The 20,245-nt window shown below is 72.7% G+C and carries 19 protein-coding genes and 2 tRNA genes; 5 read left to right on the plus strand and 16 right to left on the minus strand.

What is annotated here, in order from left to right; translation table 11 throughout:
- Positions 1–137: 137 nt before the first annotated feature.
- The 8 genes from ACIRQY_RS21750 to pgsA all read right to left on the minus strand — a co-directional run bounded on the left by ACIRQY_RS21750 (position 138) and on the right by pgsA (position 6,927).
- On the minus strand, positions 138–890 hold the full coding sequence (locus ACIRQY_RS21750; protein ID WP_351787494.1) for a YebC/PmpR family DNA-binding transcriptional regulator: 753 nt from the start codon (positions 888–890) through the stop codon (positions 138–140).
- 62 nt (positions 891–952) lie between these two features.
- Entirely contained in the window at positions 953–1,540 is a 588-nt protein-coding gene (pdxT, locus tag ACIRQY_RS21755) for a pyridoxal 5'-phosphate synthase glutaminase subunit PdxT (protein WP_403928096.1), read from the minus strand.
- A gap of 6 nt (positions 1,541–1,546) precedes the next feature.
- Positions 1,547–2,461 (minus strand): pyridoxal 5'-phosphate synthase lyase subunit PdxS, encoded by a 915-nt coding sequence (pdxS, locus tag ACIRQY_RS21760; protein ID WP_351787489.1) that lies wholly within the window; start codon positions 2,459–2,461, stop codon positions 1,547–1,549.
- Positions 2,462–2,576: 115 nt separating this feature from the next.
- Positions 2,577–3,119: a hypothetical protein gene (locus tag ACIRQY_RS21765; RefSeq protein WP_351787486.1), complete on the minus strand. Its 543-nt coding sequence runs from the start codon at positions 3,117–3,119 to the stop codon at positions 2,577–2,579.
- A gap of 11 nt (positions 3,120–3,130) precedes the next feature.
- The gene (locus ACIRQY_RS21770; protein ID WP_351787484.1) at positions 3,131–3,766 is read right to left on the minus strand and encodes an MBL fold metallo-hydrolase; all 636 of its coding nucleotides are present in this window, start codon (positions 3,764–3,766) and stop codon (positions 3,131–3,133) included.
- A 406-nt stretch (positions 3,767–4,172) separates the two neighbouring features.
- Complete coding sequence (locus tag ACIRQY_RS21775) at positions 4,173–5,327, minus strand: glycosyltransferase family 4 protein (RefSeq protein WP_351787481.1); 1,155 nt, start codon at positions 5,325–5,327, stop codon at positions 4,173–4,175.
- The gene (locus ACIRQY_RS21780) at positions 5,324–6,268 is read right to left on the minus strand and encodes a phosphatidylinositol mannoside acyltransferase (RefSeq protein ID WP_351787479.1); all 945 of its coding nucleotides are present in this window, start codon (positions 6,266–6,268) and stop codon (positions 5,324–5,326) included. The genes ACIRQY_RS21775 and ACIRQY_RS21780 overlap by 4 nt, the downstream gene beginning before the upstream one ends.
- Positions 6,265–6,927, minus strand: a complete 663-nt coding sequence (pgsA, locus tag ACIRQY_RS21785; protein WP_351787476.1) for a phosphatidylinositol phosphate synthase — start codon at positions 6,925–6,927, stop codon at positions 6,265–6,267. The genes ACIRQY_RS21780 and pgsA overlap by 4 nt, the downstream gene beginning before the upstream one ends.
- Before the next feature lie 593 nt (positions 6,928–7,520).
- Here pgsA and ACIRQY_RS21790 point away from each other — a divergent pair.
- On the plus strand, positions 7,521–9,179 hold the full coding sequence (locus ACIRQY_RS21790) for a hypothetical protein (protein WP_351787473.1): 1,659 nt from the start codon (positions 7,521–7,523) through the stop codon (positions 9,177–9,179).
- Between the two features lie 56 nt (positions 9,180–9,235).
- Here the strand turns inward: ACIRQY_RS21790 and ACIRQY_RS21795 are convergent, their stop codons facing one another.
- Positions 9,236–9,799, minus strand: a complete 564-nt coding sequence (locus ACIRQY_RS21795; protein ID WP_351787470.1) for an HIT domain-containing protein — start codon at positions 9,797–9,799, stop codon at positions 9,236–9,238.
- Positions 9,800–9,864: 65 nt separating this feature from the next.
- Between ACIRQY_RS21795 and ACIRQY_RS21800 the strand changes: the two genes are divergently transcribed.
- A complete protein-coding gene (locus ACIRQY_RS21800; RefSeq protein ID WP_351787467.1) occupies positions 9,865–10,551 on the plus strand; it encodes a potassium channel family protein in 687 nt (228 codons plus the stop codon).
- 85 nt (positions 10,552–10,636) lie between these two features.
- Here the strand turns inward: ACIRQY_RS21800 and thrS are convergent, their stop codons facing one another.
- The 3 genes from thrS to ACIRQY_RS21815 form a co-directional block, all read right to left on the minus strand.
- Complete coding sequence (thrS, locus tag ACIRQY_RS21805) at positions 10,637–12,613, minus strand: threonine--tRNA ligase (RefSeq protein WP_403928104.1); 1,977 nt, start codon at positions 12,611–12,613, stop codon at positions 10,637–10,639.
- 231 nt (positions 12,614–12,844) lie between these two features.
- Positions 12,845–14,170 (minus strand): hypothetical protein, encoded by a 1,326-nt coding sequence (locus tag ACIRQY_RS21810; RefSeq protein WP_403928106.1) that lies wholly within the window; start codon positions 14,168–14,170, stop codon positions 12,845–12,847.
- A complete protein-coding gene (locus tag ACIRQY_RS21815; protein WP_351787459.1) occupies positions 14,170–14,745 on the minus strand; it encodes a DUF4365 domain-containing protein in 576 nt (191 codons plus the stop codon). Before ACIRQY_RS21815 ends, ACIRQY_RS21810 begins: the two co-directional genes overlap by 1 nt.
- Positions 14,746–14,866: 121 nt before the next feature.
- Between ACIRQY_RS21815 and ACIRQY_RS21820 the strand changes: the two genes are divergently transcribed.
- Positions 14,867–15,595, plus strand: coding sequence for a 3'-5' exonuclease (locus ACIRQY_RS21820; protein ID WP_351787456.1), 729 nt, complete (start codon positions 14,867–14,869; stop codon positions 15,593–15,595).
- Between the two features lie 47 nt (positions 15,596–15,642).
- Here ACIRQY_RS21820 and ACIRQY_RS21825 read toward each other — a convergent pair.
- Together ACIRQY_RS21825 and ACIRQY_RS21830 are read right to left on the minus strand one after the other, a co-directional pair.
- Positions 15,643–15,714: transfer RNA gene (locus ACIRQY_RS21825), tRNA-Val, on the minus strand.
- 45 nt (positions 15,715–15,759) lie between these two features.
- Positions 15,760–16,200 carry an SRPBCC family protein gene (locus ACIRQY_RS21830; RefSeq protein ID WP_403928108.1) on the minus strand — a complete coding sequence of 147 codons (441 nt, stop codon included), beginning with the start codon at positions 16,198–16,200 and terminating at the stop codon, positions 15,760–15,762.
- Between the two features lie 92 nt (positions 16,201–16,292).
- On the opposite strand from ACIRQY_RS21830, the gene ACIRQY_RS21835 reads away from it, so the two are divergent.
- Positions 16,293–18,938 carry an SCO7613 C-terminal domain-containing membrane protein gene (locus ACIRQY_RS21835; protein ID WP_403928111.1) on the plus strand — a complete coding sequence of 882 codons (2,646 nt, stop codon included), beginning with the start codon at positions 16,293–16,295 and terminating at the stop codon, positions 18,936–18,938.
- 56 nt (positions 18,939–18,994) lie between these two features.
- On the opposite strand, the gene ACIRQY_RS21840 is transcribed toward ACIRQY_RS21835, so the two are convergent.
- Both ACIRQY_RS21840 and ACIRQY_RS21845 read right to left on the minus strand, forming a co-directional pair.
- Positions 18,995–19,066, minus strand: a tRNA-Val gene (locus ACIRQY_RS21840).
- Positions 19,067–19,120: 54 nt separating this feature from the next.
- A complete protein-coding gene (locus ACIRQY_RS21845) occupies positions 19,121–19,543 on the minus strand; it encodes a TIGR02611 family protein (protein ID WP_351787447.1) in 423 nt (140 codons plus the stop codon).
- Between the two features lie 189 nt (positions 19,544–19,732).
- On the opposite strand from ACIRQY_RS21845, the gene ACIRQY_RS21850 reads away from it, so the two are divergent.
- Positions 19,733–20,146 carry an SsgA family sporulation/cell division regulator gene (locus ACIRQY_RS21850; RefSeq protein ID WP_015032345.1) on the plus strand — a complete coding sequence of 138 codons (414 nt, stop codon included), beginning with the start codon at positions 19,733–19,735 and terminating at the stop codon, positions 20,144–20,146.
- Positions 20,147–20,245: the final 99 nt, after the last annotated feature.

The raw sequence follows: 20,245 nt of genomic DNA on the forward strand, positions 1-20,245 counted from the left end.
CGGGGTGCCCCGGCCTCCCACCCCGCGGTGGCCCGGTTTTTGGGTTCATTTGTGTGGGGGGGGGGGGGGGGGCGCGCCCCCCGGGGGGGGGGGGGGGGGGGGGGCGGCCCCCCCCCCCCCGCTGCGGAACGGCGTGATCAGGCGTCGACCTTGGCCATGACCTCGTCGCTGACGTCGAAGTTGGCGAAGACGTTCTGCACGTCGTCGCTGTCCTCCAGCGCGTCGATCAGCTTGAACATCTTGCGCGCGCCCTCTTCGTCGAGCTCGACCTGCATGGTCGGGACGAAGCTGGAGTCGGCCGAGTCGTAGTCGATGCCGGCCTCCTGGAGCGCGGTGCGGACCGCGACCAGGTCGGTGGCCTCGCTGATGACCTCGAAGCTCTCGCCGAGGTCGTTGACCTCCTCGGCGCCCGCTTCGAGGACCGCGCCGAGGACGTCGTCCTCGCTCAGCTCGCCCTTGGGGAGCACGACGACGCCCTTGCGGTTGAACAGGTACGAGACGGAGCCCGGGTCGGCCATGGAGCCGCCGTTGCGGGTCATGGCCACGCGCACGTCGGAGGCGGCGCGGTTGCGGTTGTCGGTGAGGCACTCGATGAGCACCGCGACGCCGTTCGGGCCGTAGCCCTCGTACATGATCGTGGCGTAGTCGACGCCACCGGCTTCGAGACCGCCGCCGCGCTTGACCGCGGAGTCGATGTTCTTGTTGGGGACCGAACTCTTCTTCGCCTTCTGGATGGCGTCGAAGAGCGTCGGGTTGCCCTCGGGGTCGGCACCGCCGGTGCGGGCCGCGACCTCGATGTTCTTGATCAGCTTCGCGAAGAGCTTGCCGCGCTTGGCGTCGATCACGGCCTTCTTGTGCTTCGTCGTAGCCCATTTAGAGTGGCCGGACATCTGCCTGTCTCCTTCGCGTAACCCATTTCTGAACGAACCCCAGAGATCCTACCGGGACCGGGTCACCGTGCCGCGCGCACCATGTCGACGAACAGGGCGTGGATGCGGTGGTCCCCGGTCAGTTCGGGGTGGAACGAGGTGGCGAGCACCTGGCCCTGCCGTACGGCGACGATGTGGCCGCCGTGCTCGGCGAGGACCTCGACGTCGGCGCCGACGGACTCCACCCAGGGGGCCCGGATGAAGACGCCTTCGACGGGGCCCTCGATGCCGGTGACGGTGACGCCCGCCTCGAAGGACTCGTTCTGGCGCCCGAAGGCGTTGCGGCGGACGATCATGTCGATGCCGCCGAAGGTCTCCTGGCCGGAGCGGGGATCGAGGATCTTGTCGGCGAGCATGATGAGTCCGGCGCAGGTGCCGTAGACCGGCAGGCCCGCGGCGATGCGCTCGCGCAGCGGCTCCGTCATGCCGAAGAGCGCGGCCAGCTTGGAGATGGTGGTGGACTCACCACCGGGGATGACGAGGCCGTCCACCTCGGCGAGCTCTTCGGGGCGCCGGACCGGCCTGGCCACGGCGTCCGCCGAGGCCAGGGCGATCAGGTGCTCCCGTACGTCGCCCTGGAGTGCCAGGACCCCGATCACAGGAGTGGTCATCGAGGACTACCAGCCGCGGTTGGCGTAGCGCTCGGACTCGGGCAGGGTGTCGCAGTTGATGCCGACCATGGCCTCGCCCAGGTTGCGGGAGGCGTCCGCGATGATCTTCGGGTCGTCGTAGAAGGTGGTGGCCTTCACGATGGCGGCGGCGCGCTTGGCCGGGTCGCCGGACTTGAAGATGCCGGAGCCGACGAAGACGCCCTCGGCGCCGAGCTGACGCATCAGGGCCGCGTCGGCGGGGGTGGCGACGCCACCGGCGGAGAACAGCACGACCGGCAGCTTGCCGAGCTCGGCGACCTCCTTGACCAGCTCGTACGGGGCGCGCAGCTCCTTGGCGGCGGCGAACAGCTCGTTGTTGTCGTAGCCGCGCAGCCTGGCGATCTCGTTCTTGATCTGGCGCAGGTGGCGGACGGCCTCGACGACGTTGCCGGTGCCGGCCTCGCCCTTGGAGCGGATCATGGCCGCGCCCTCGGCGATGCGGCGCAGGGCCTCGCCCAGGTTGGTGGCGCCACAGACGAAGGGGGTGGTGAAGGCCCACTTGTCGGAGTGGTTGACCTCGTCGGCCGGGGTGAGGACCTCGGACTCGTCGATGTAGTCGACGCCGAGGGACTGGAGGACCTGGGCCTCGACGAAGTGGCCGATGCGGGACTTGGCCATCACCGGGATGGAGACCGCGGCGATGATCTCCTCGATCATGTTCGGGTCGGACATGCGGGCCACTCCGCCGTCCTTGCGGATGTCCGCGGGGACCCGCTCCAGCGCCATGACGGCCACGGCCCCGGCGTCCTCGGCGATCTTCGCCTGCTCGGCGTTGACCACGTCCATGATCACGCCGCCCTTGAGCTGCTCGGCCATGCCGCGCTTCACTCGGGCGGTGCCGGTCTCGGGAGACTGGGGGGAGGGGGAAGGCGTGGTGGACACGGATACCTCACTCGTGACAACAGGGGTTGACGACTAGGTCGAGGAAACCGCCCGCGAGGGGTCCACTTCAAGGGCCAATGTGGACCCGGTGGATCATTTTCCCAGGCCGTGGACGTCAGGCCGGACGATCAGCAAGGGCGACCGGCGGTTCGTCGTCCATTTCGAAGGCGAGCGGGAAGGACGCGTGTCCGGCGAGCCGGAACCAGCGGACCTTGCGGTGGCGGCGCAGCGCACGGGCGGCCCGCACGGCGTCGTTGTGGAAGCGGCGGGCCATCGGCACCCGGCGGACGGCCGCCGCCAGCTCCCCCGCGGCCTCCTCGCCGCCCGGGGCCTCCCGCACCAGCTCGACCTGCTCGGGCTCGCCGAACACCACCCGGAGGGCCTGGCTCAGCTCGCTCTCGGCCACCTCCCGCTGCTCCTCCTCGGCCTGCCGGGCGGCGTGCGCCGCCTCGTAGAGCACGATCGAGGCGGCCGGGTCGAGGACGCCGGAGGTGGCGAGCTCCTGGGTGACCGAGGCGCGGCGCAGCAACTGGGCGTCCAGGGCCGCGCGGGCGGCGTCGATGCGCGTGTGCAGCCGGTCGAGCCGTCCGGCGGTCCAGCTGAGGTAGACGCCGATGAGGATCAGCGCGACGACGGTCCAGATCAGGGTTTGGGTCACGGGCGCACAGGCTACCCGGGCAGGAGCGACGCACCTTCCCAAAGGTCGTGGTCGTGGGCGAACAGGACACGGACCGGCCGTCCGGCCGCCAGCTCCGCGAGCCGCCCGAGCCAGGGCCGGTGGGGGGTGCCGAACTCCCCCGCCGTGTCGTACGCCTGCCCCGCGAGGACCGTCAGCCGGTCGCCGTGGTCGAGGACGAGCGACTGGTGCCCTTCGGTGTGCCCCGGTGTCGGCACGATCCGCACCCCGGGCGCGATCTCGTGCTCGCCGTCGATCTCCGTCCACCGGACGCCGGGCAGGAGGGAGCCGATGGTGTAGCCGTCGGTCCGGGCAGCGGCGAGTTCGGTGCGCTGGACGAGGGCCGGGACGCCGGGGAAGCGCTGGTTGCCGCCGATGTGGTCGAAGTGCAGATGGCAGTTGACGAGCAGGGAGACGGCGGAGGGCGGGACGGTCAGGGGGTGGCGGACGATCCCGTAGTGGGCGTCGGTCTCCGGGGAGCCCTCGCCCATGCCGGTGTCGAAGAGGAGGGTGCCGCCGGGGTACCGGACGAGATAGCCGAGGGCGGGCTCCACACGTGCGTGGGGGCCGCCCCATTCCTCGGCGGGCCGGGTGAAGCGGCCGAGATCGAGCCGCTGGACGGAGATCATACGAAGAGCGTGCCCGTGACCGGCCCGGTCATGGCGGGCGTTCCGCTGGTGGCGGATCCCGTCGGTGGGGCCGAGCGGGCCGGTGGGGCCGACCGGGAGGCGGGATGCTGGAGGGGGCCCCGTCGAGGCGGGCCCTGCCGGAGAGGCCCCTGCCGGGGGCGGGAACGGAGGTCCGGGCTTCCTCCGGACGAGCGGGCCGGGGAGTGCCGCCGTCCGGGGCGGGGCCAGCCGGTCCGGCCGGGCCGCACCGGTGGCACGGTGGACCCGGCGCGGGCGGGCCACCGGGGTACAGCCCCGGTGGCCCGGCCCGGACCGGCCGGTCGGTGCCCGGCCAGTCGGCCGATCCGCCGGTCCGCCGGTCCGCCCGTCTCGCCCACCAGGCCTACAGGCCTACAGGCCTACAGGCCTACAGGCCAAGCCTCGCCCGGAGGCCGCCCGCGCGTTCGTCCGTGTCGACCGCCGCCGCGCCGTCCGTGACCGTCTCGTAGACCGCGAGGATGTCCGCGCCGACCGTGGACCAGTCGAAGCGGCGGACGTGGGCCGAGCCCCGGGCGCTCAGTTCCGCGCGCCGTTCCGCGTCGTCCAGGAGCCGGACCGCCGCCTCCGCGAGCGCGTCCGCATCCTCGTTGGCGAACAGTTCGCCCGCCGCGCCCTGGTCGAGGACCTGGGCGAAGGCGTCGAGGTCGGAGGCGAGCACCGGGGCGCCCGCCGAGAGCGCCTCGACGAGGATGATGCCGAAGCTCTCCCCGCCGGTGTTGGGCGCCACGTACACGTCGACGCTGCGCAGCAGCCGCGCCTTGTCCTCGTCGCTGACCATCCCGAGGAACTCCACCCGGGAGCGCATCTCGCGGGGCAGCGAGGCCACCGCCTCCTCCTCGTCGCCCCGCCCGGCGACGAGGAGCCGCGCGCCGGGCCGTTCGGTGAGGATCCGGGGCAGGGCGCGCATGAGGACGGGCAGGCCCTTGCGCGGTTCGTCGATCCGGCCGATGAAGCCGAGGGTCTCGCCCTGCCACTCCTTCTTCGGCTCGGCGCGGGCGAAGAACTCGACGTCGACCCCGTTGGGGATGACGACGGCGTCGCCGCCGAGGTGCTCGACGAGCGTGCGGCGCGCGTACTCGCTCACCGCGATCCGGGCGCTGATCTTCTCCAGCGCGGGCTGGAGGATCGGATAGGCGGCGATCATGGCCCGGGAGCGCGGGTTGGACGTGTGGAAGGTCGCGACGATCGGCCCCCGCGCCGCCCAGCAGGTGAGCAGGCCCAGCGAGGGCGAGGTCGGCTCGTGGATGTGGACCACGTCGAAGGTGCCGTCGTGCAGCCAGCGGCGCACCCGGGCGGCCGAGAGGAAGCCGAAGTTGAGCCGGGCCACCGAGCCGTTGTACGGCACAGGCACGGCGCGGCCCGCCGAGACCACGTACGGCGGCAGCGGCGTCTCGTCGTCGGCGGGCGCCAGGACGGAGACCTGGTGGCCGAGCCGGATCAGGTGCTCGGCGAGGTCGCGGATGTGGAACTGGACGCCGCCGGGCACGTCCCAGGAGTACGGGCAGACGATCCCGATCTTCACGCGCCGCGCTCCCCGTCCCGCCCGGCACCGGCGGCCGGTTCCGGGCGTTCCTCCAGGTCCGAGAGCCACAGTCGTTGCAGCATGTGCCAGTCCTCCGGATGGTCCGCGATGCCCCGGGCGAAGACGTCGGCCAGCGCCTGCGTCATGACGGACGTCTTCTCGGCCCGGGTGCCCGACTCGGGGACGTCGACGGGCGGGTGGATACGGCCCCTCAGCATGTCCGGGCCGTCGTACCAGAGGGTCACCGGGAGCAGCAGCGCACCGGTCTGCTGGGCGAGGATCGCGGGTCCGGCGGGCATCCGCGCGGTGTCGCCGAAGAAGCTGACCTCGGTGCCGGAGGCGGACAGGTCGCGGTCGGCGACCAGACAGACCAGACCGCCCGCCCGCAGCCGCCGGGCCAGCGTGCCGAAGGCGGAGCCCCCGGTGTGCGGGAGGACCTCCATGCCGAGGGACTCGCGGTAGGCGACGAAGCGGTCGTAGAGGCTCTCCGGCTTGAGCCGCTCGGCGACCGTGGTGAACGGCACACCGAGGGAGCGGGTCACCCACACCCCGGCGAGGTCCCAGTTGGCCAGGTGGGGCAGGGCGAGGACGACACCGCGCCCGGCGGCGAGTCCCTCCAGCAGATGGTGGCTGTCCTGGATGTCGGCGTCGCGCGCGACGCGTTCCTTGCTCCAGGTCGGCAGCCGGAAGGACTCCATCCAGTACCGCATGTACGAGCGCATGCCCGCCTTCGACAGCTCGGCGAGCCGCTCGGGCGAGGCGTCGGGCACCACGCGCGCGAGGTTGGCCTCCAGGCGCAGGACGCTCTTGCCGCGCCGCTTCCAGGTGAAGTCGGCGATCCGGCGGCCGAGGCCCACGGCCACCGGCTCGGGCAGTTTCTTGACGACGGCCCAGCCGGCGCCGTACAGGCCGTCGCTGAGCCGGTCCTTCCACGCACTCATGTGGTCGCCCCGCCGCCCTGGGCCGTGGCGGCGTCCGCCTCGGCCGATTCCCTGCGGACGGTCACGACCCGCTGGCCCAGGGTCACGGCGCTGCCGACGGCGACGATCCACAGGGCGATCGGGAGGAGGACCTCGACGCCGGGCACCCCGAACGCGTGGAGACCCGCGAGACCGGCGGCGACCAGGGAGATCACCAGGCGCTCGGCGCGCTCGATCAGACCGTTGACGGCGACGGGCAGGCCGATCGATTCGCCCCGGGCCTTGGTGTACGAGACGACCTGTCCGCTCGCCAGGCAGAAGATCGCCACGGCGCACAGCACGTTGTCGTCGCCCTTGCCCGCGTACCAGAGGGCGAAGCCGCCGAAGATGGCGCCGTCGGCGACCCGGTCGAGCGTGGAGTCGAGGAAGGCCCCCCAACGGCTGGAGATGCCGGCCTGTCGGGCCATGTTGCCGTCGACGAGGTCGGAGAAGACGAAGAGGGTGATGACGATGGTTCCCCAGAAGAATTCCCCGCGGGGGAAGAAGACCAGCGCGCCGGCCATCACCCCCGCGGTGCCGATGAGCGTGACCGCGTCGGGGCTGACGCCCCGGCGGAGCAGAAACGCGGCGAACGGTGTGAGGACACGCGTGAAAAATGCACGCGCGTACTTGTTCAGCATGGCCTTCCCGAGGTTCGGTGGGCCGCGCGGCCCCTATGACCACCGGCTCACCCATCGTAGCCACGCGCGCCCCGGCTCACCGGCGGGCACCCGCCCGGCCGCGTCGGCGTCCCTCCGAGAGCCCTGCGCCGTACGACGGACGGGACGCGCCCTTACCACGGTGGAGAGGGCCGTACGGGACCGGGCCGCGCGGCGCGTCTCCTCGGGGTGCCCGCTGATCGGTGTCCGGGGCGTCCTGGGCACCCTGAGGGACGGCAAGGCGCACGCGGTGGACTCCTCGGGCGCGGACGTCACCGATCGGGTCGGGTCCGGCATCACCGCCCGGGGGGGGCCGGGCGCCCCGGAGGGCCGGGCGCCGGTTTCCGGGCAGCGGCCACCGGGCCGCGGGCCCGGCAAGGGCCTCAACGCTCCGCCCGATTGACGACCCGAAAGAAAGGAACGGCCGTCCGCCGCAGGTCGCGGGCCCGTCGTCCGGCCGCGCCGTCCACAGGCGGTGACGCGCGTGACACTCCCCGGTTACGCTGTGGTGCCCAGCTCAGAAGGTGTGCGGGGCGCGGCAGTTGGGAACAGCCCGCACAAGGTACTCGCGCGCGATGGGGGCGGCAGTGGCGATGGACGGTTTCGGACCCGGGGCTCAGGTCCCGCTCACCGGATCGGGCGGGGGCACGGGCGCGACGAACGCGCTGGCCTCCGCCGCGTACCGGGACAGCCCGCTCAAGACGATCCAGGACGCCGACAACGACCTCTACAAGACCACGGTCAAGACCGGGAAGTGGGAGAAGCTCTTCGGGCCCGACCTGGGCGAGGCGTTCTCCCGCGCGGTCCAGATGCGGATGCTCGGCGGTGGCCGGGGCGCCCTGATCCAGTCGTTCGGCGTCGACCCGCAGCCGGTCGTGCAGCACTGTCTGGCCGCCACCCACCTGCGCAGGCAGCGGGACGTCCGGCTGACCCTGATCACCTTCGTGTGCGGTGTGCTCTTCCTGCCCGGTCTGCTGCTCTGGCTCGGTGTCATCCAGTTGCGCCGGGTGGCCGCCGGGTCCGCGAAGAAGCGCACCAGCACCATCGGCACCGTACTCCTGTGGGCGGCGGGGCTGCTGGCCGTGCTGGTCCTGCTGAAGCTGCCCTTCGACGGCATCCTGCCGAACTATCTGCGGGCCATGATCGTGGCCCCGGTGCTCGGGTGGTTCCTCGCCCGCCGGGTCTGCGAGAAGACCGCGGTCGACCTGCGCACGCGCTGGACCGCGCTGCTCGGCGGCGGCGGCATGGGCCCCCACATCCCCAAGTCCGTGCCCACGGACCCGGGTGAGAAGTCGGCCGAGGAGCTCCGGGTGAACCTGGAGAAGCTCTCCGCGGAGCAGCAGTCCAACATCGCCTTCTACGCGGGTTCCAAGGGAATCCTCGGGCTCGGCACCCGCTGGGGCAGCTGGACCCTGGCGGAGGAGCTCGTCCCGCAGGCCGGACGGGAGATCCACGCCTTCCGCGCCTGGGACGTGGTGCGCAGGATCCACGACCAGTTGGCGCTGCTCGAGCGGGGCGCCATGAAGACCGGCTTCCCGAAGCCCACGGTCAAGCACTGGATCGTCGCCGCCGTCGGGGAGGGCGCCGATTCCGTCAGCCGCCCCGAGAGCGACAACATCGTGCACTTCCAGGTCAAGCCGCACGAGATACAGCGCATCTGCAACGACCAGCAGTTCGGCGCGGGCAACCGGCACTACCTCGGGGTGCAGTTCACCCTCTGGGACGGGAACCTCGTCCTGACGATGATGGTCACCGTGACCTCGCTCCACCAGACGCTCAGGATCGAGGTCACCGGCCACGCGCTCGGCCCGGTGCACGGCCTGTTCAGCGCGAAGCCCGCGGCCAAGACCAAGGAGGTCTCCAAGGCCGTCCGGTTCTGGGAGACGCGGACGGTCCAGCAGCCACTGCTCGGCACCGACGACATCGTCCGGCTCGCGGTGCGCGCCCCGCTGACCTGGTATCCGCCGATCCTGGAGTTCCTCGGCGGCAAGATGGTGCTGCCCGAGCCGTTCGGGCTGCGGCACGTCTGGGCGGGCCCGCTGTGGAAGAACCGCTTCATGGCCGACGACGCCATCCGCATGGCGACACCGGTGCTGCGCGCGGTCCACTCCGCGACGCTGAAGATGCTCGACGAGCACGGTGTGGACACGGACCGCTTCACCAGCCGTTCGCTGGCCCTCAGCGGCGGCATCCAGGAGCCGGGCCCGAAGAAGGCCGACGTCTACGACGCCTGACACGACCGTACGGCGAGGGGCCCCGGGCTCCTCGCCGTACGCGTTCCGTGAAGGGCTCAGACGGTGGCGGGCCAGGCGTCGGCCAGCATCTTCCGGGTGTCGGCGAGGAGTTGCGGCAGCACCTTGGTGTGCCCGACGACCGGCATGAAGTTGGTGTCCCCGCCCCAGCGCGGCACCAGGTGCTGGTGCAGATGGGCGGCGATCCCGGCGCCCGCGACGGACCCCTGGTTCATGCCGATGTTGAAGCCGTGCGCCCCGGACGCCGCCCGCAGCGCGACCATCGCGCGCTTGGTGAAGTCGGCCAGCTCGCCGGTCTCCGCCAGGTCCAGGTCCGTGTAGTCGGCGACGTGCCGGTAGGGGACGACCATCAGGTGCCCGCCGTTGTACGGGTAGAGGTTGAGGACCGCGTACACGCTCCGGCCGCGCGCGACCACCAGCCCGTCCTCGTCGGACTTCGCCGGGATCGAACAGAACGGACAGCCGTCCTGGGCGCCCGGTCCGGTGGGCTTGTTCTCGCCCTGGATGTACGCCATCCGGTGAGGCGTCCACAGGCGCTGGAACGCGTCCGGCGTCCCCACTCCGATCTGCTGCTCCGGCTCAGTCGTCATGCCGTGCAGCATATTGCGTCGCCCGTTCGGAACGTGTCGCCGGGGCGGAAGATCCGGGCAGCGTCCATGCTGATCCGATGAGCGACAGGCCACCGAAACCGCCCCGCCAGGAGCGCTGGGACCGCCGCATGGAGACCCCGCTCGCCGTGGCGTCCCTGGTCTATCTCGCGGGGTACGCGGTCCGGATCCTCGCCCGCCACCAGCTCCCGCAGGGCTGGCTCGACCTCTGCCTGGCCCTCACCCTCGCCTCCTGGGCGCTGTTCGGCGTGGACTACGCGGTACGGCTCCGGCTCAGCGGTCTCGGCCCGCTCCGCTTCGTCCGCGCCCATCTCCTGGACACGGTGGTGCTGCTCCTGCCGCTGCTGCGGCCGGTCCGCACGGTGAGTGCCTACGACCGGATCCAGCGCCGCCGCGAGAAGCCCCGGCTCGGCCTCTACGCGCGCGTGATGGTGTACGCCGGTCTCTCCACGGCCCTGCTCGGCTTCGCCGGGGCGCTCACCGTCTACCACTACGAGGTGGACGCGCCCGGCGCCTCGATCCGTACCTTCGGGGACGCGGTGTGGTGGACCTGCGCGACGCTCGCGACCGTGGGGTACGGGGACGCGGTGCCGGTGACCCCGGCGGGCAGGGTGACGGCGGTCGGCGTGATGGCCTGTGGTCTGGCGCTGCTGGGCGCGGTGACGGGTTCCTTCTCCTCGTGGCTGATCCAGGCGTTCACCCGGGAGGACGAGAAGAGGCCCCCGGGGAGCACCCCGGGGGCCTGATCCGTCACACGACCGCTCGGGTCGCGCCAGGACCCGTCACACGACCGCTCGCGTCACACCTGGACCCGTCACACGACCGCTCGGGTCACACCTGGACGCGGCGCTCCACCACGTCGAGGAGCTTGGCGATGGCCTCGTCGCGTGCGATGCCGTTCTCCTGCGAGCCGTCGCGGTACCGGAAGGAGACGGTGCCGGCCGCCATGTCGTCGTCACCGACGATGATCATGAACGGCACCTTCTGCTTCTGGTGGGTGCGGATCTTCTTCTGCATCCGGTCCGAGGACGCGTCGACGTCCACCCGCAGGCCCTTCTTCCGCGCCTCGACGGCGAAGTCCTGGAGGTAGTCGACGTGGGTGTCGCCGATCGGGATGCCGACCGCCTGCACGGGGGCCAGCCACGGCGGCATGGCGCCCGCGTAGTGCTCCAGGAGCACCGCGAAGAACCGCTCGATCGAACCGAACAGAGCACGGTGGATCATGACCGGGCGCTGCTTGGTGCCGTCCGGCGAGGTGTACTCCAGGTCGAAGCGCTCCGGCAGGTTGAAGTCCAGCTGCACGGTCGACATCTGCCAGGTGCGGCCGATGGCGTCCCGCGCCTGCACGGAGATCTTCGGGCCGTAGAACGCGGCGCCGCCCGGGTCGGGGGTCAGGGGCAGGCCCTGCTTCTCGGCCACCTGCTGGAGGACGGCGGTGGCCTCCTCCCACGCCTCGTCGGAGCCGACGAACTTCTCCGGGTCCTTGGTCGACAGCTCCAGGTAGAAGTCGGTCAGACCGTAGTCGCGGAGCAGGTTCAGGACGAAGGTGAGGGTCCTGTCCAGCTCCTCCGCCATCTGCTCGCGGGTGCAGTAGATGTGCGCGTCGTCCTGGGTGAAGCCCCGGGCGCGGGTCAGACCGTGCACGACACCGGACTTCTCGTACCGGTACACGGTGCCGAACTCGAACAGCCGCAGCGGCAGCTCACGGTACGAGCGGCCGCGCGCGTCGAAGATCAGGTTGTGCATCGGGCAGTTCATGGGCTTGAGGTAGTAGTCCACGCCCTCGTCGAGCTGCATGGGGGGGTACATGCCCTCGGCGTACCAGTCCAGGTGGCCCGACTTCTCGAACAGCTTGCCCTTGGTGGCGTGCGGCGTGTAGACGAACTCGTAGCCCTCCTCCTCGTGCCGCCTGCGCGAGTAGTCCTCCATGACCCGGCGGATGATGCCGCCCTTGGGGTGGAAGACCGCGAGTCCGGAGCCGATCTCGTCCGGGACGGAGAACAGGTCCAGCTCGTTGCCGAGCTTGCGGTGGTCGCGCTTCTCGGCCTCGGCGAGGAATTCGAGGTGCGCCTTCAGCTCCTCCTTCGACGGCCAGGCGGTGCCGTAGATGCGCTGGAGCATCGGGTTCTTCTCGCTGCCGCGCCAGTAGGCGGCGGCGTTCCGCATCAGCTTGAACGCCGGGATGTTCCGGGTGGTGGGCAGGTGCGGCCCCCGGCACAGGTCCTTCCAGCACAGCTCGCCGGTCTTGGCGTCGAGGTTGTCGTAGATGGTCAGCTCGCCGCCGCCCACCTCGACGTTCGCGCCGTCGTCGGTCGACGCGGCTCCCTTGATGCCGATGAGCTCCAGCTTGTACGGCTCGTCCGCCAGCTCGGTGCGGGCGTCCTCGTCGGACACCACGCGGCGGGCGAAGCGCTGGCCGCGCTTCTGGATCTCCTGCATCTTCTTCTCGATGACCTTGAGGTCCTCGGGGGTGAAGGGCTTCTCGACGTCGAAGTCGTAGTAGAAGCCGTCCCTGACCGGCGGGCCGATGCCCAGCTTGGCCTCGGGGAAGAGCTCCTGCACGGCCTGGGCCATGACGTGGGCGGTCGAGTGGCGCAGGATGTCGAGACCGTCCGGGGAGGAGATCTCGACGCCCTCGACGGCGTCGCCGTCGGCGAGCTCGTACGAAAGGTCCTTCAGCTCGCCGCCGACGCGGGCGGCGACAATGGTGCGGTCGTCGGCGAACAGGGCGCCGGCGGTGGTGCCCGCGCTCACCGTCCTCTCCTCCTGATCCGAGGCGGACTGGACGGTCACACGGACTTCAGACACGGGTACTCCATACCTAGGGGCGCAGGCAGACACGATGTGCCGGCGCCGACCACGCGCGACAGAGACGAGGTGCCGCGCACGGCCGATCCTACCGACGGGTCCCCCCACTCCGCGAAACGGTTATGGCGGACGGCGCCGGGGACCGTTCTCCCGGCGCCGCCTCGGGACGCGCCCCGGACGGGCGGGGTCAGCGGCCCGGAGCCCCACCTCTCTCCGCCCGAACCCCTGGGCTCAGGGGAGGTCCTCGTCCGGGCCGCAGGCCTCCTCGAAGAAGTCGAGGTTCTCCTGGAGCGACTTCATCAGCCGGTCCCGTTCCGTCTCGTCGACCTGGACGGGGACGATCCCGGACGGGTCGGTGAGACGGCGGAAGCCGCCCCGGCTCTCCAGCCGCCCGGCGACCCGGATCGGGAGCCCGAGCAGATGGGCGTGGCCGGCCGTCCGGTAGTCCTCCTCGTCCAGGGTGGCGCGGACGTGCGGGACCTCCGCCCCGCCGAGCACCCGGAGGCGTACGGTGCCCCCGCCGCGCGGCCCGGACCGGCGCAGCCGTACGACGGCGCCGGTGAGCCGGACCGGGACGGAGGGCTCGTCCGTGAGGTAGCGGGCGCTCGCCTCGCGCAGCGCGGGCAGGTCGCCGGGCGAGAACTCGACCGGTTCGGGCCGGGCCGCGCAGCCCTCCGGCGTCCCGGCCGACGGTGCCCAGGCCAGCGCGACGCGGGCGCCCTCGGTGCCCCGGACCAGGGCGACGAGGGCCTCGGTGAGCTCCCTGCTGACGCCCGCGCCGACGGCGGCGTCGAAGGCCTCCATGCCTCCGGTGGCGCGCTGGTAGTCGGTGGCCTCGCGGGCCGCGTGGAGCGCGTGGTGGAGCCGTACGGCTATGGCGCGGCCGGAGTCCACCGGCAGATAGGCGGTGAGGCCGCGCCCGCCGGGGGCGGCGCCCACGACGACCGTCTCCAGGGACGTCTGGGCGGGGCGCCGGTGCCGTGCTCCGTGGTAACCCGCCCGGCCGCGCACCGCGAGGGCCCCGGCCAGGAGGAGCTGGCGGGCGGCCGACCTGAGCTGCTCCTGCACGGTCCACGGGACCGTACCGGAGGGGCCCGGGGGCACGTCCCGCCACCAGCGGATCTCGTCGCTGGGGACGGCGAGGCCGGTGAGGACCTCGCGGGCGGAGGGCGCGGCGCTGCGGGCGAGGGCGGTGAGCGCCTCGCCGAGCAGGTCGTCGCAGTCCGGGAAGGCACGGTTCTCCGGCACCAGGAGGCTGGTGCCGGGGCCGTCGCCGGGTGGGGTCCAGCGGCCGTAGCGGCCGGGCGCCCCGCCGCGCCGCCGCCAGCCGTGGCGGGCGAGGAGCGCGCCGAGGACGCGGGGGTCGACCCGGTCGGGGGCGGGGGCGCCCTGGGCGTCGGCCCAGGGTCCGGCGGGCGCGGCGGGGACCCCGGTCCAGGGGCCGGGTGGGTCGCCGGGTGCCGGATGGGGCCGGTGGGACGGGGGTACGGACACGGGGCCGCGCCCGTACCCGTACCCGTCGTTCCCCGGTCCTGGTTCGTCGGTCGGCCGGTGCATCAAGGTCTCCCTCCCCCGCCGATCCGGGTCATGATCTCGCAGAGCGCCCGGTCGTCGAAGATCCGTGCCGTGGGGACGCGGACGGTGGTCCGGCGCCGTCCCGTGACCGGGTGTCCGGCCAGGTTGGTCCAGTAGCAGCAGTGGCGCAGGTCGAGCCGGTCGTGGCCCGCGCTGAGCCATTCCTCGGGGGCTCTGGGGACGAGCATCACGACCAGGATCTTGTGCACCGCCACCGGGGTTCTGGCGAGTTTCACCAGGTGGTCGTTGTCGAGGGTGAACGAGAACGCCCCGGCGGCGCTCCCGGGGACGCGCGGGGCCAGCTGGTAGGTGCACTTGAGCTGCACCTTGATGGTCACTTCGTCGTCGACGGTGTGGCCGGGAGCGCTGTGGCTCACGTGCCAGTCGATGCCGTTGTCCGGAAAGGGCTGGGAGAGCGAGCAGCCGGCCGCGGCGGCGACGGCGTGCAGGTATCCCACCTGGAGGGTCTCCATGCAGGCTGTGGTGGCGAGTGAGCCGCGCGTCGGAGCGGGCCGCTGAGGCGGCAGCCCTCCCGGCTCGGGCTGGGCGAGCGCCATGTCGTTTTCCTTCCCCGTCCCTTCTGTTGTGACCGGTCCGCGTACGGCGCAAACGGTCCGGGTATCACCGTTCCGGGGCAGAGGGTTGGCCATCTGCCGCACGTGTGCAGGGAGTTCGGGGATGACGATGCAGTGGTACGAGGGGCCTCTGGCCGCTTTCGACACGGAGACCACGGGGATCGACGTCGAGGGCGACCGGATCGTGTCGGCCGCCCTGGTCGTGCAGGACGCGACGGGGACACGGCCGAGGGTGACGCGCTGGCTGGTCAATCCGGGCATACCGGTGCCCGAGGGGGCCACGGCCGTGCACGGTCTGACCGACGATCACCTCCAGCGGAACGGGCGGTGGCCCGCCCCGGTGATGGAGGAGCTGGCGCGGGCGCTGACCGAGCAGTCGGCAGCAGGGCGGCCGGTGGTGGTGATGAACGCGCCGTTCGACCTGACGATCCTCGACCGGGAGCTGCGCAGGCACCGGGCGTCCACGCTCGGCACCTATCTGGCGGGGAGGCCGCTGTGCGTCCTGGACCCCCGGGTCCTGGACAAGCACCTGGACCGCTACCGCAAGGGCCGCAGGACGCTGACGGACCTGTGCGCGCACTACGAGGTGGAGTTGACGGGGGCGCACGACGCGGCGGCGGACGCCACGGCGGCGCTGGAGGTCGTACGGGCGGTGGCGCGGCGCTTCTCGTCGCGTCTGGAGCGGCTGACCCCGGCGGAGCTGCACACCCTCCAGGCGGTGTGGCACGCGGCACAGGCACGGGGGCTCCAGGCCTGGTTCACCCGTCAGGGGACGCCGGAGACGGTGGACCCGGCGTGGCCGCTGCGGCCGGAACTGGACACGGCCGCCTGACACATGACAGAGGCCGGTCCGTCTTTCGACGGACCGGCCTCTCCCGGTGGGCGATACTGGGATCGAACCAGTGACCCCTTCGGTGTGAACGAAGTGCTCTCCCGCTGAGCTAATCGCCCGGGAACGGGTTGAACCATACAGGTCTCCGCTGCCCGCTTCCAAATTCACCCCGATGACAGCCGGGCGGCGAGCCCCCTTCGCCCGCGGCGCATCATCCAGGCGTGGTTGGCCCGGAAGAGGGGCCGCCCGGGGACGGCGAGGGCCCTCAGGAGCGGGGTGCGGACCTCGGCCTCCTGCTCGTAGAGGGCGCGGGTGCCGGTCCCGTCCGGGATGAGGGTCCAGCGGGCCCAGCCCTCCAGGTCGCCGTGGAGGGCGACCTCCAGGACCCGGGGCTCGCGGCGCAGGGCCCTGACGGTGACGAAGAGGTCGTACGGGAGCAGGGAGCGGAAGCGGGCGGCGCCGGTGGTGTCGTCGACGGGGACGACCTCGCGGACCTGCGGCCACCAGGAGGGGTACTCCTCGGCGCGTTCGAGGACGGCCCGGACGGCGTCGGGCGGGGCGGCCAGCCGCCAGACGCTGCGGAAGCGATACCGGTACCGGTCCATGCCTCCAGTGTGGACGTACTCAGTCGGCGGGGACCGGAAGATGAGTACCGGAGCGCATCCGGGTCCGGTGTGGCGGGAGCCACACTCCGGCCATGAACACTTCCCTGCCGCCCGCCGACGAGCTGGTGCTCGTCGACCGCGAGCTGGCCCATCTCGACGCGCGCCGGTCCACGCTGCTGGCCCGCCGCGCCTGGCTCCTCCAGGCCCTCCGCGCCCCCGTCGCGGTGACGGCGGCGACCGGGGCGCGCGCACCGGTCGCGGACTCGACGCCGCGCGGCGCGCAGAACGTGCTGCTGACGCTGGGCGGGACGCTCCTGACCATCGCCGCGGTCGCCTTCACCCTGGTGAGCTGGGGCTCGATGGGGATCGGCGGCCGGGCCGCGGTCCTCTCCGTGGTGACCTCGGCGGCGCTGGTGGCGCCGGTGGCGCTGCTGCGGCGGGGCCTGGTCTCGACGGCCGAGTCGGTGGCGGCGCTGGGCCTGGCCCTGACCGTGCTCGACGCGTACGCGCTGCACCGGGTGGCGCTCACGGACACGGACGGTCTCGGTTACGCGGCGGTGGCCTCGGCGGTCCTGGCGGCCGGGTGGGCCGCGTACGGGACGGGGCTCTCCCGGCTGCGGACGCCGCTCCCGGCGGCCGTGGTCGCCGGGCAGCTGCCGCTGCTCCTGGGGGTCCTCGCGGCGGGCGGCGGGCCGACGGCCTTCGCCTGGGCGGCGCTGGTCACGGCCGCGGCGGACGGCGCGGTGGTCCTGTGGGCCCGTCCGGTGGCGGCGCGGATCACGGCCGCGGCCGGTGCGGCGGCGCTGGGCGGCTGGGCGCTCCTGACCGGTGGCGGGCTGTCGCTGACCGCGCCGTGGAGCGGCGCCGCGCTGCTCCTGACGGGTGCGGCCGCGCTGCTGTACGCGGCTTGGCGGAGGCAGGCGTTCGCGGTGGCGGGGGCGACTGTCGCCGGTCTGGCGGCGGTGACTGCCTCCGGCGGTCTGCTGCGTGCCGCGCTCGCTCCGGACTGGACGGTGCCGGGGTACGTGCTGTGCGGGCTGCTCCTGGCGTCGGTGTGGTGGGCGGGTGCCGTCGGCGTCCGGCTGCCGGGCGAGGTGCGCGCGGGCCTGGCGGTCGCGGGGGCCGCCGTGGCGGCGCTGGGGCTCGTCTGGGCGCTGCCGCCGGTCGTGGCGGGCGCGCTGGGGCCGCTGGTCCGGCGGACGCCCGTCTGGTCGGGCGAGCACGCGGGGCCGGTCCTCCCGTCGTACCCGGCGACGGCCGCCCTGGTCCTGGCGGTGGCCGCCCTGGTCCTGGTGGCGGTCCCCCGGCTCTGGGCCCGCTGTGGCGCGCTGGCCCTCGCCTGGGCGCTGCTCACAGCGCTGCCGGTCGTACTGGAACTGCCGTACGCGGTGACACTGACGCTTCAGCTCCTGACGACGGCGGCGGCCCTGGCCTGCGCCGTCCGGCCCGGCCCGCCGGCGCGCGGCCTCGCCCGCCCCGGCGCGCGGACACCGGGCGCGGCCCCCGGGGAGGCGGCGGCGGGGAACGCGGCCGACGCCGTGCACTCCCGTACGGCTTCCGGCTCGCCCGCGACGGCTGCGACGGCTGCGACGGCTGGGACGGCTGCAACGGCTGCGACGGCTGCGACGGCTGCGACGGGGAACGCTGCCGGGCGACCGGACGACGACGCCACGCGGAAGGCGCCCACGGGCTCCACCAGCCCCACAGATCCCATGGGCCCCACCAGTCCCACCGCAGCGTCCTCGCGGCCCCGGACGCCCGCTGTCCCGCCGGAGCCCGGCGTGGTCCTCGGGTGGGCCGCTTACGCCGCCGGGCTGGTGTCCGCGGTGGGTGCGCTGGCGTTCGCGCTGGACGTCCGGGGTGCCACGTTCACCGCGCTCGGTCTGGTGTGCGCGCTGCTCGTGGGGGTGGCCGTGTCCACCGGGGACGCACGCGGGACCGTCTCGGCCTGCGGCGCGGTGGCGGCGGCGACCGGATTCGTCTGCGCGGTGGCGGCTGCCGCCGGGTTCGCCCCGCACTGGACGGCGCTCGCCCTGCTGTCGGTCCCTGCGGCGACGGCGCTCGTCGGCGCCGGGGCACGCCGGGTGGCGCTGCCGGTCGAGATCACCGGTGGCACGGTGGGGCTCGCGGCCCTCGGGCTCGCCACGTCCCGGCCCGCGTTCCTCGCGGCGGGGCTGGCCCTCGGCGGGCTGATCGCGGCGGCCACGGCGCTGCGCCCCGAGCGCCGCCGCTTCGCCTCGTGGACGGCCGCGGCGCTCTTCCTGGCGGCCGCCTGGGTCCGGCTCGCGGTGTGGGGGGTGACGGCCCCGGAGGCGTACACGCTGCCGGTGACCGTGCCCGCGCTGCTCCTCGGTCTCCTGCGGCGACGGCGTGACCCGGCGGTCTCGTCCTGGACGGCGTACGGTCCCGGTCTCGCCGCGACGCTGCTGCCGGGGCTGGCCGCCGCCTGGCCGGACCCGGGCTGGCAGCGTCCGCTGCTCCTGGGGCTCGCGGCCCTGGTGGTGACCCTGCTCGGGGCCCGGTTCCGGCTCCAGGCACTGCTGGTGCTCGGTGGTGCGGTGCTCGCCCTCGTCGGGCTGCACGAGCTGGCGCCGTACGTGGTGCGGGCGGTGGGCGCGCTGCCGCGCTGGCTGCCGCCCGCGCTGGCCGGGCTGCTGCTGCTCGCGGTGGGCGCCACCTACGAGCAGCGGCTGCGGGACGCCCGGAGGCTGCGGGACCGGGTGACGCGGATGCGGTGAGCGGGGAACGCCGAAGGCCCGGAGACGGTGTTCCGTCTCCGGGCCTTCGGTCCGGGTGGGCGATACTGGGATCGAACCAGTGACCCCTTCGGTGTGAACGAAGTGCTCTCCCGCTGAGCTAATCGCCCCGGCGCACCGCAAACATTACCGCATGTCAGCGGTGCTTCCGTACCGTCCCGAGGTCACTCGGTGATCTTCCACGGCATGACGATGCCGAACTTCCAGAGGTAGACGCCGAGCAGGACACCGATGATCACCAGACCGACGCTGGTCAGGATGATGTTCCTGCGCCGGACCTTGGGGTCGAGGGCGCGCTGTGCCGCCTCGGTCACCTTGCGCTTCGTCCAGCGGAGCACGAGCTGTGCCCAGACGAACTCGGTCGCCCAGATCGCCATGCCGGCGAAGATGACCAGCCAGCCCGGCCCCGGCAGCACCAGCATGAGCACTCCGGCGCCGACCACGGCGAGCCCCACGATGAAGACGCCGACCTGCCAGCTCAGGTGCAGGCCCCGCCGGGACTTGATGAACTTCGGTGCGCGGGATCCCAGTTCGGCTTCCTGGCCGTCTGCGGACTCCCCGGTGCGCTCGTCACTCTCCGCATTCATGACCCCAACTTACCGGACCGGAGCCCCTCGCCGGAATGGCGGTATTACCCCAGGTCACACGCTTCCGTACGAGCGACCTGAACAACCACAAAACCGACAGAGGGGTTTACAACGACCCCAGAGGTGGCATGTCGATTTCGCCGACGTGCGAATCCCCGAGCGCACACTGAGCGAAAGGCCCTGGCGCTTATGAACACCACGGTCAGCTGCGAGCTGCACCTGCGCCTCGTTGTGTCGAGCGAGTCCTCACTGCCTGTACCCGCGGGCCTGCGGTATGACACGGCCGATCCGTATGCCGTGCACGCCACCTTCCACACCGGAGCCGAGGAGACGGTCGAGTGGGTCTTCGCCCGCGACCTTCTCGCCGAGGGGCTGCACCGGCCCACCGGCACGGGCGACGTCCGAGTCTGGCCCTCCCGTAGTCACGGGCAGGGAGTCGTCTGCATCGCACTGAGCTCCCCCGAGGGAGAAGCCCTGCTCGAGGCCCCGGCGAGGGCCCTGGAGTCGTTCCTGAAGCGGACCGACGCCGCCGTGCCACCGGGCACCGAGCACCGGCACTTCGATCTCGATACGGAGCTCTCCCACATCCTGGCCGACAGCTGAGCCAGGCAGGGAGTCGCGCGGCGCCGTCCGAACTCGGGGCGACGGCACCGCGCGGGCAGTAACCCAGGCACGACACCGGCGCTCCCCACCGCGCAGCCG

The organism is Streptomyces sp. NPDC101490, assembly GCF_044767145.1.
Lineage (GTDB): Bacteria > Actinomycetota > Actinomycetes > Streptomycetales > Streptomycetaceae > Streptomyces.

Coding starts and splice junctions, on each gene's coding strand:
- ACIRQY_RS21750 (WP_351787494.1), bottom strand. CDS start 890: ATGTCCGGCCACTCTAAATGGGCTACGACGAAGCACAAGAAGGCCGTG.
- pdxT (WP_403928096.1), bottom strand. CDS start 1,540: ATGACCACTCCTGTGATCGGGGTCCTGGCACTCCAGGGCGACGTACGG.
- ACIRQY_RS21770 (WP_351787484.1), bottom strand. CDS start 3,766: ATGATCTCCGTCCAGCGGCTCGATCTCGGCCGCTTCACCCGGCCCGCC.
- ACIRQY_RS21780 (WP_351787479.1), bottom strand. CDS start 6,268: ATGAGTGCGTGGAAGGACCGGCTCAGCGACGGCCTGTACGGCGCCGGC.
- pgsA (WP_351787476.1), bottom strand. CDS start 6,927: ATGCTGAACAAGTACGCGCGTGCATTTTTCACGCGTGTCCTCACACCG.
- ACIRQY_RS21790 (WP_351787473.1), top strand. CDS start 7,521: ATGGGGGCGGCAGTGGCGATGGACGGTTTCGGACCCGGGGCTCAGGTC.
- ACIRQY_RS21795 (WP_351787470.1), bottom strand. CDS start 9,799: ATGCTGCACGGCATGACGACTGAGCCGGAGCAGCAGATCGGAGTGGGG.
- ACIRQY_RS21800 (WP_351787467.1), top strand. CDS start 9,865: ATGAGCGACAGGCCACCGAAACCGCCCCGCCAGGAGCGCTGGGACCGC.
- ACIRQY_RS21810 (WP_403928106.1), bottom strand. CDS start 14,170: ATGCACCGGCCGACCGACGAACCAGGACCGGGGAACGACGGGTACGGG.
- ACIRQY_RS21815 (WP_351787459.1), bottom strand. CDS start 14,745: ATGGCGCTCGCCCAGCCCGAGCCGGGAGGGCTGCCGCCTCAGCGGCCC.
- ACIRQY_RS21820 (WP_351787456.1), top strand. CDS start 14,867: ATGACGATGCAGTGGTACGAGGGGCCTCTGGCCGCTTTCGACACGGAG.
- ACIRQY_RS21830 (WP_403928108.1), bottom strand. CDS start 16,200: ATGGACCGGTACCGGTATCGCTTCCGCAGCGTCTGGCGGCTGGCCGCC.
- ACIRQY_RS21835 (WP_403928111.1), top strand. CDS start 16,293: ATGAACACTTCCCTGCCGCCCGCCGACGAGCTGGTGCTCGTCGACCGC.
- ACIRQY_RS21845 (WP_351787447.1), bottom strand. CDS start 19,543: ATGAATGCGGAGAGTGACGAGCGCACCGGGGAGTCCGCAGACGGCCAG.
- ACIRQY_RS21850 (WP_015032345.1), top strand. CDS start 19,733: ATGAACACCACGGTCAGCTGCGAGCTGCACCTGCGCCTCGTTGTGTCG.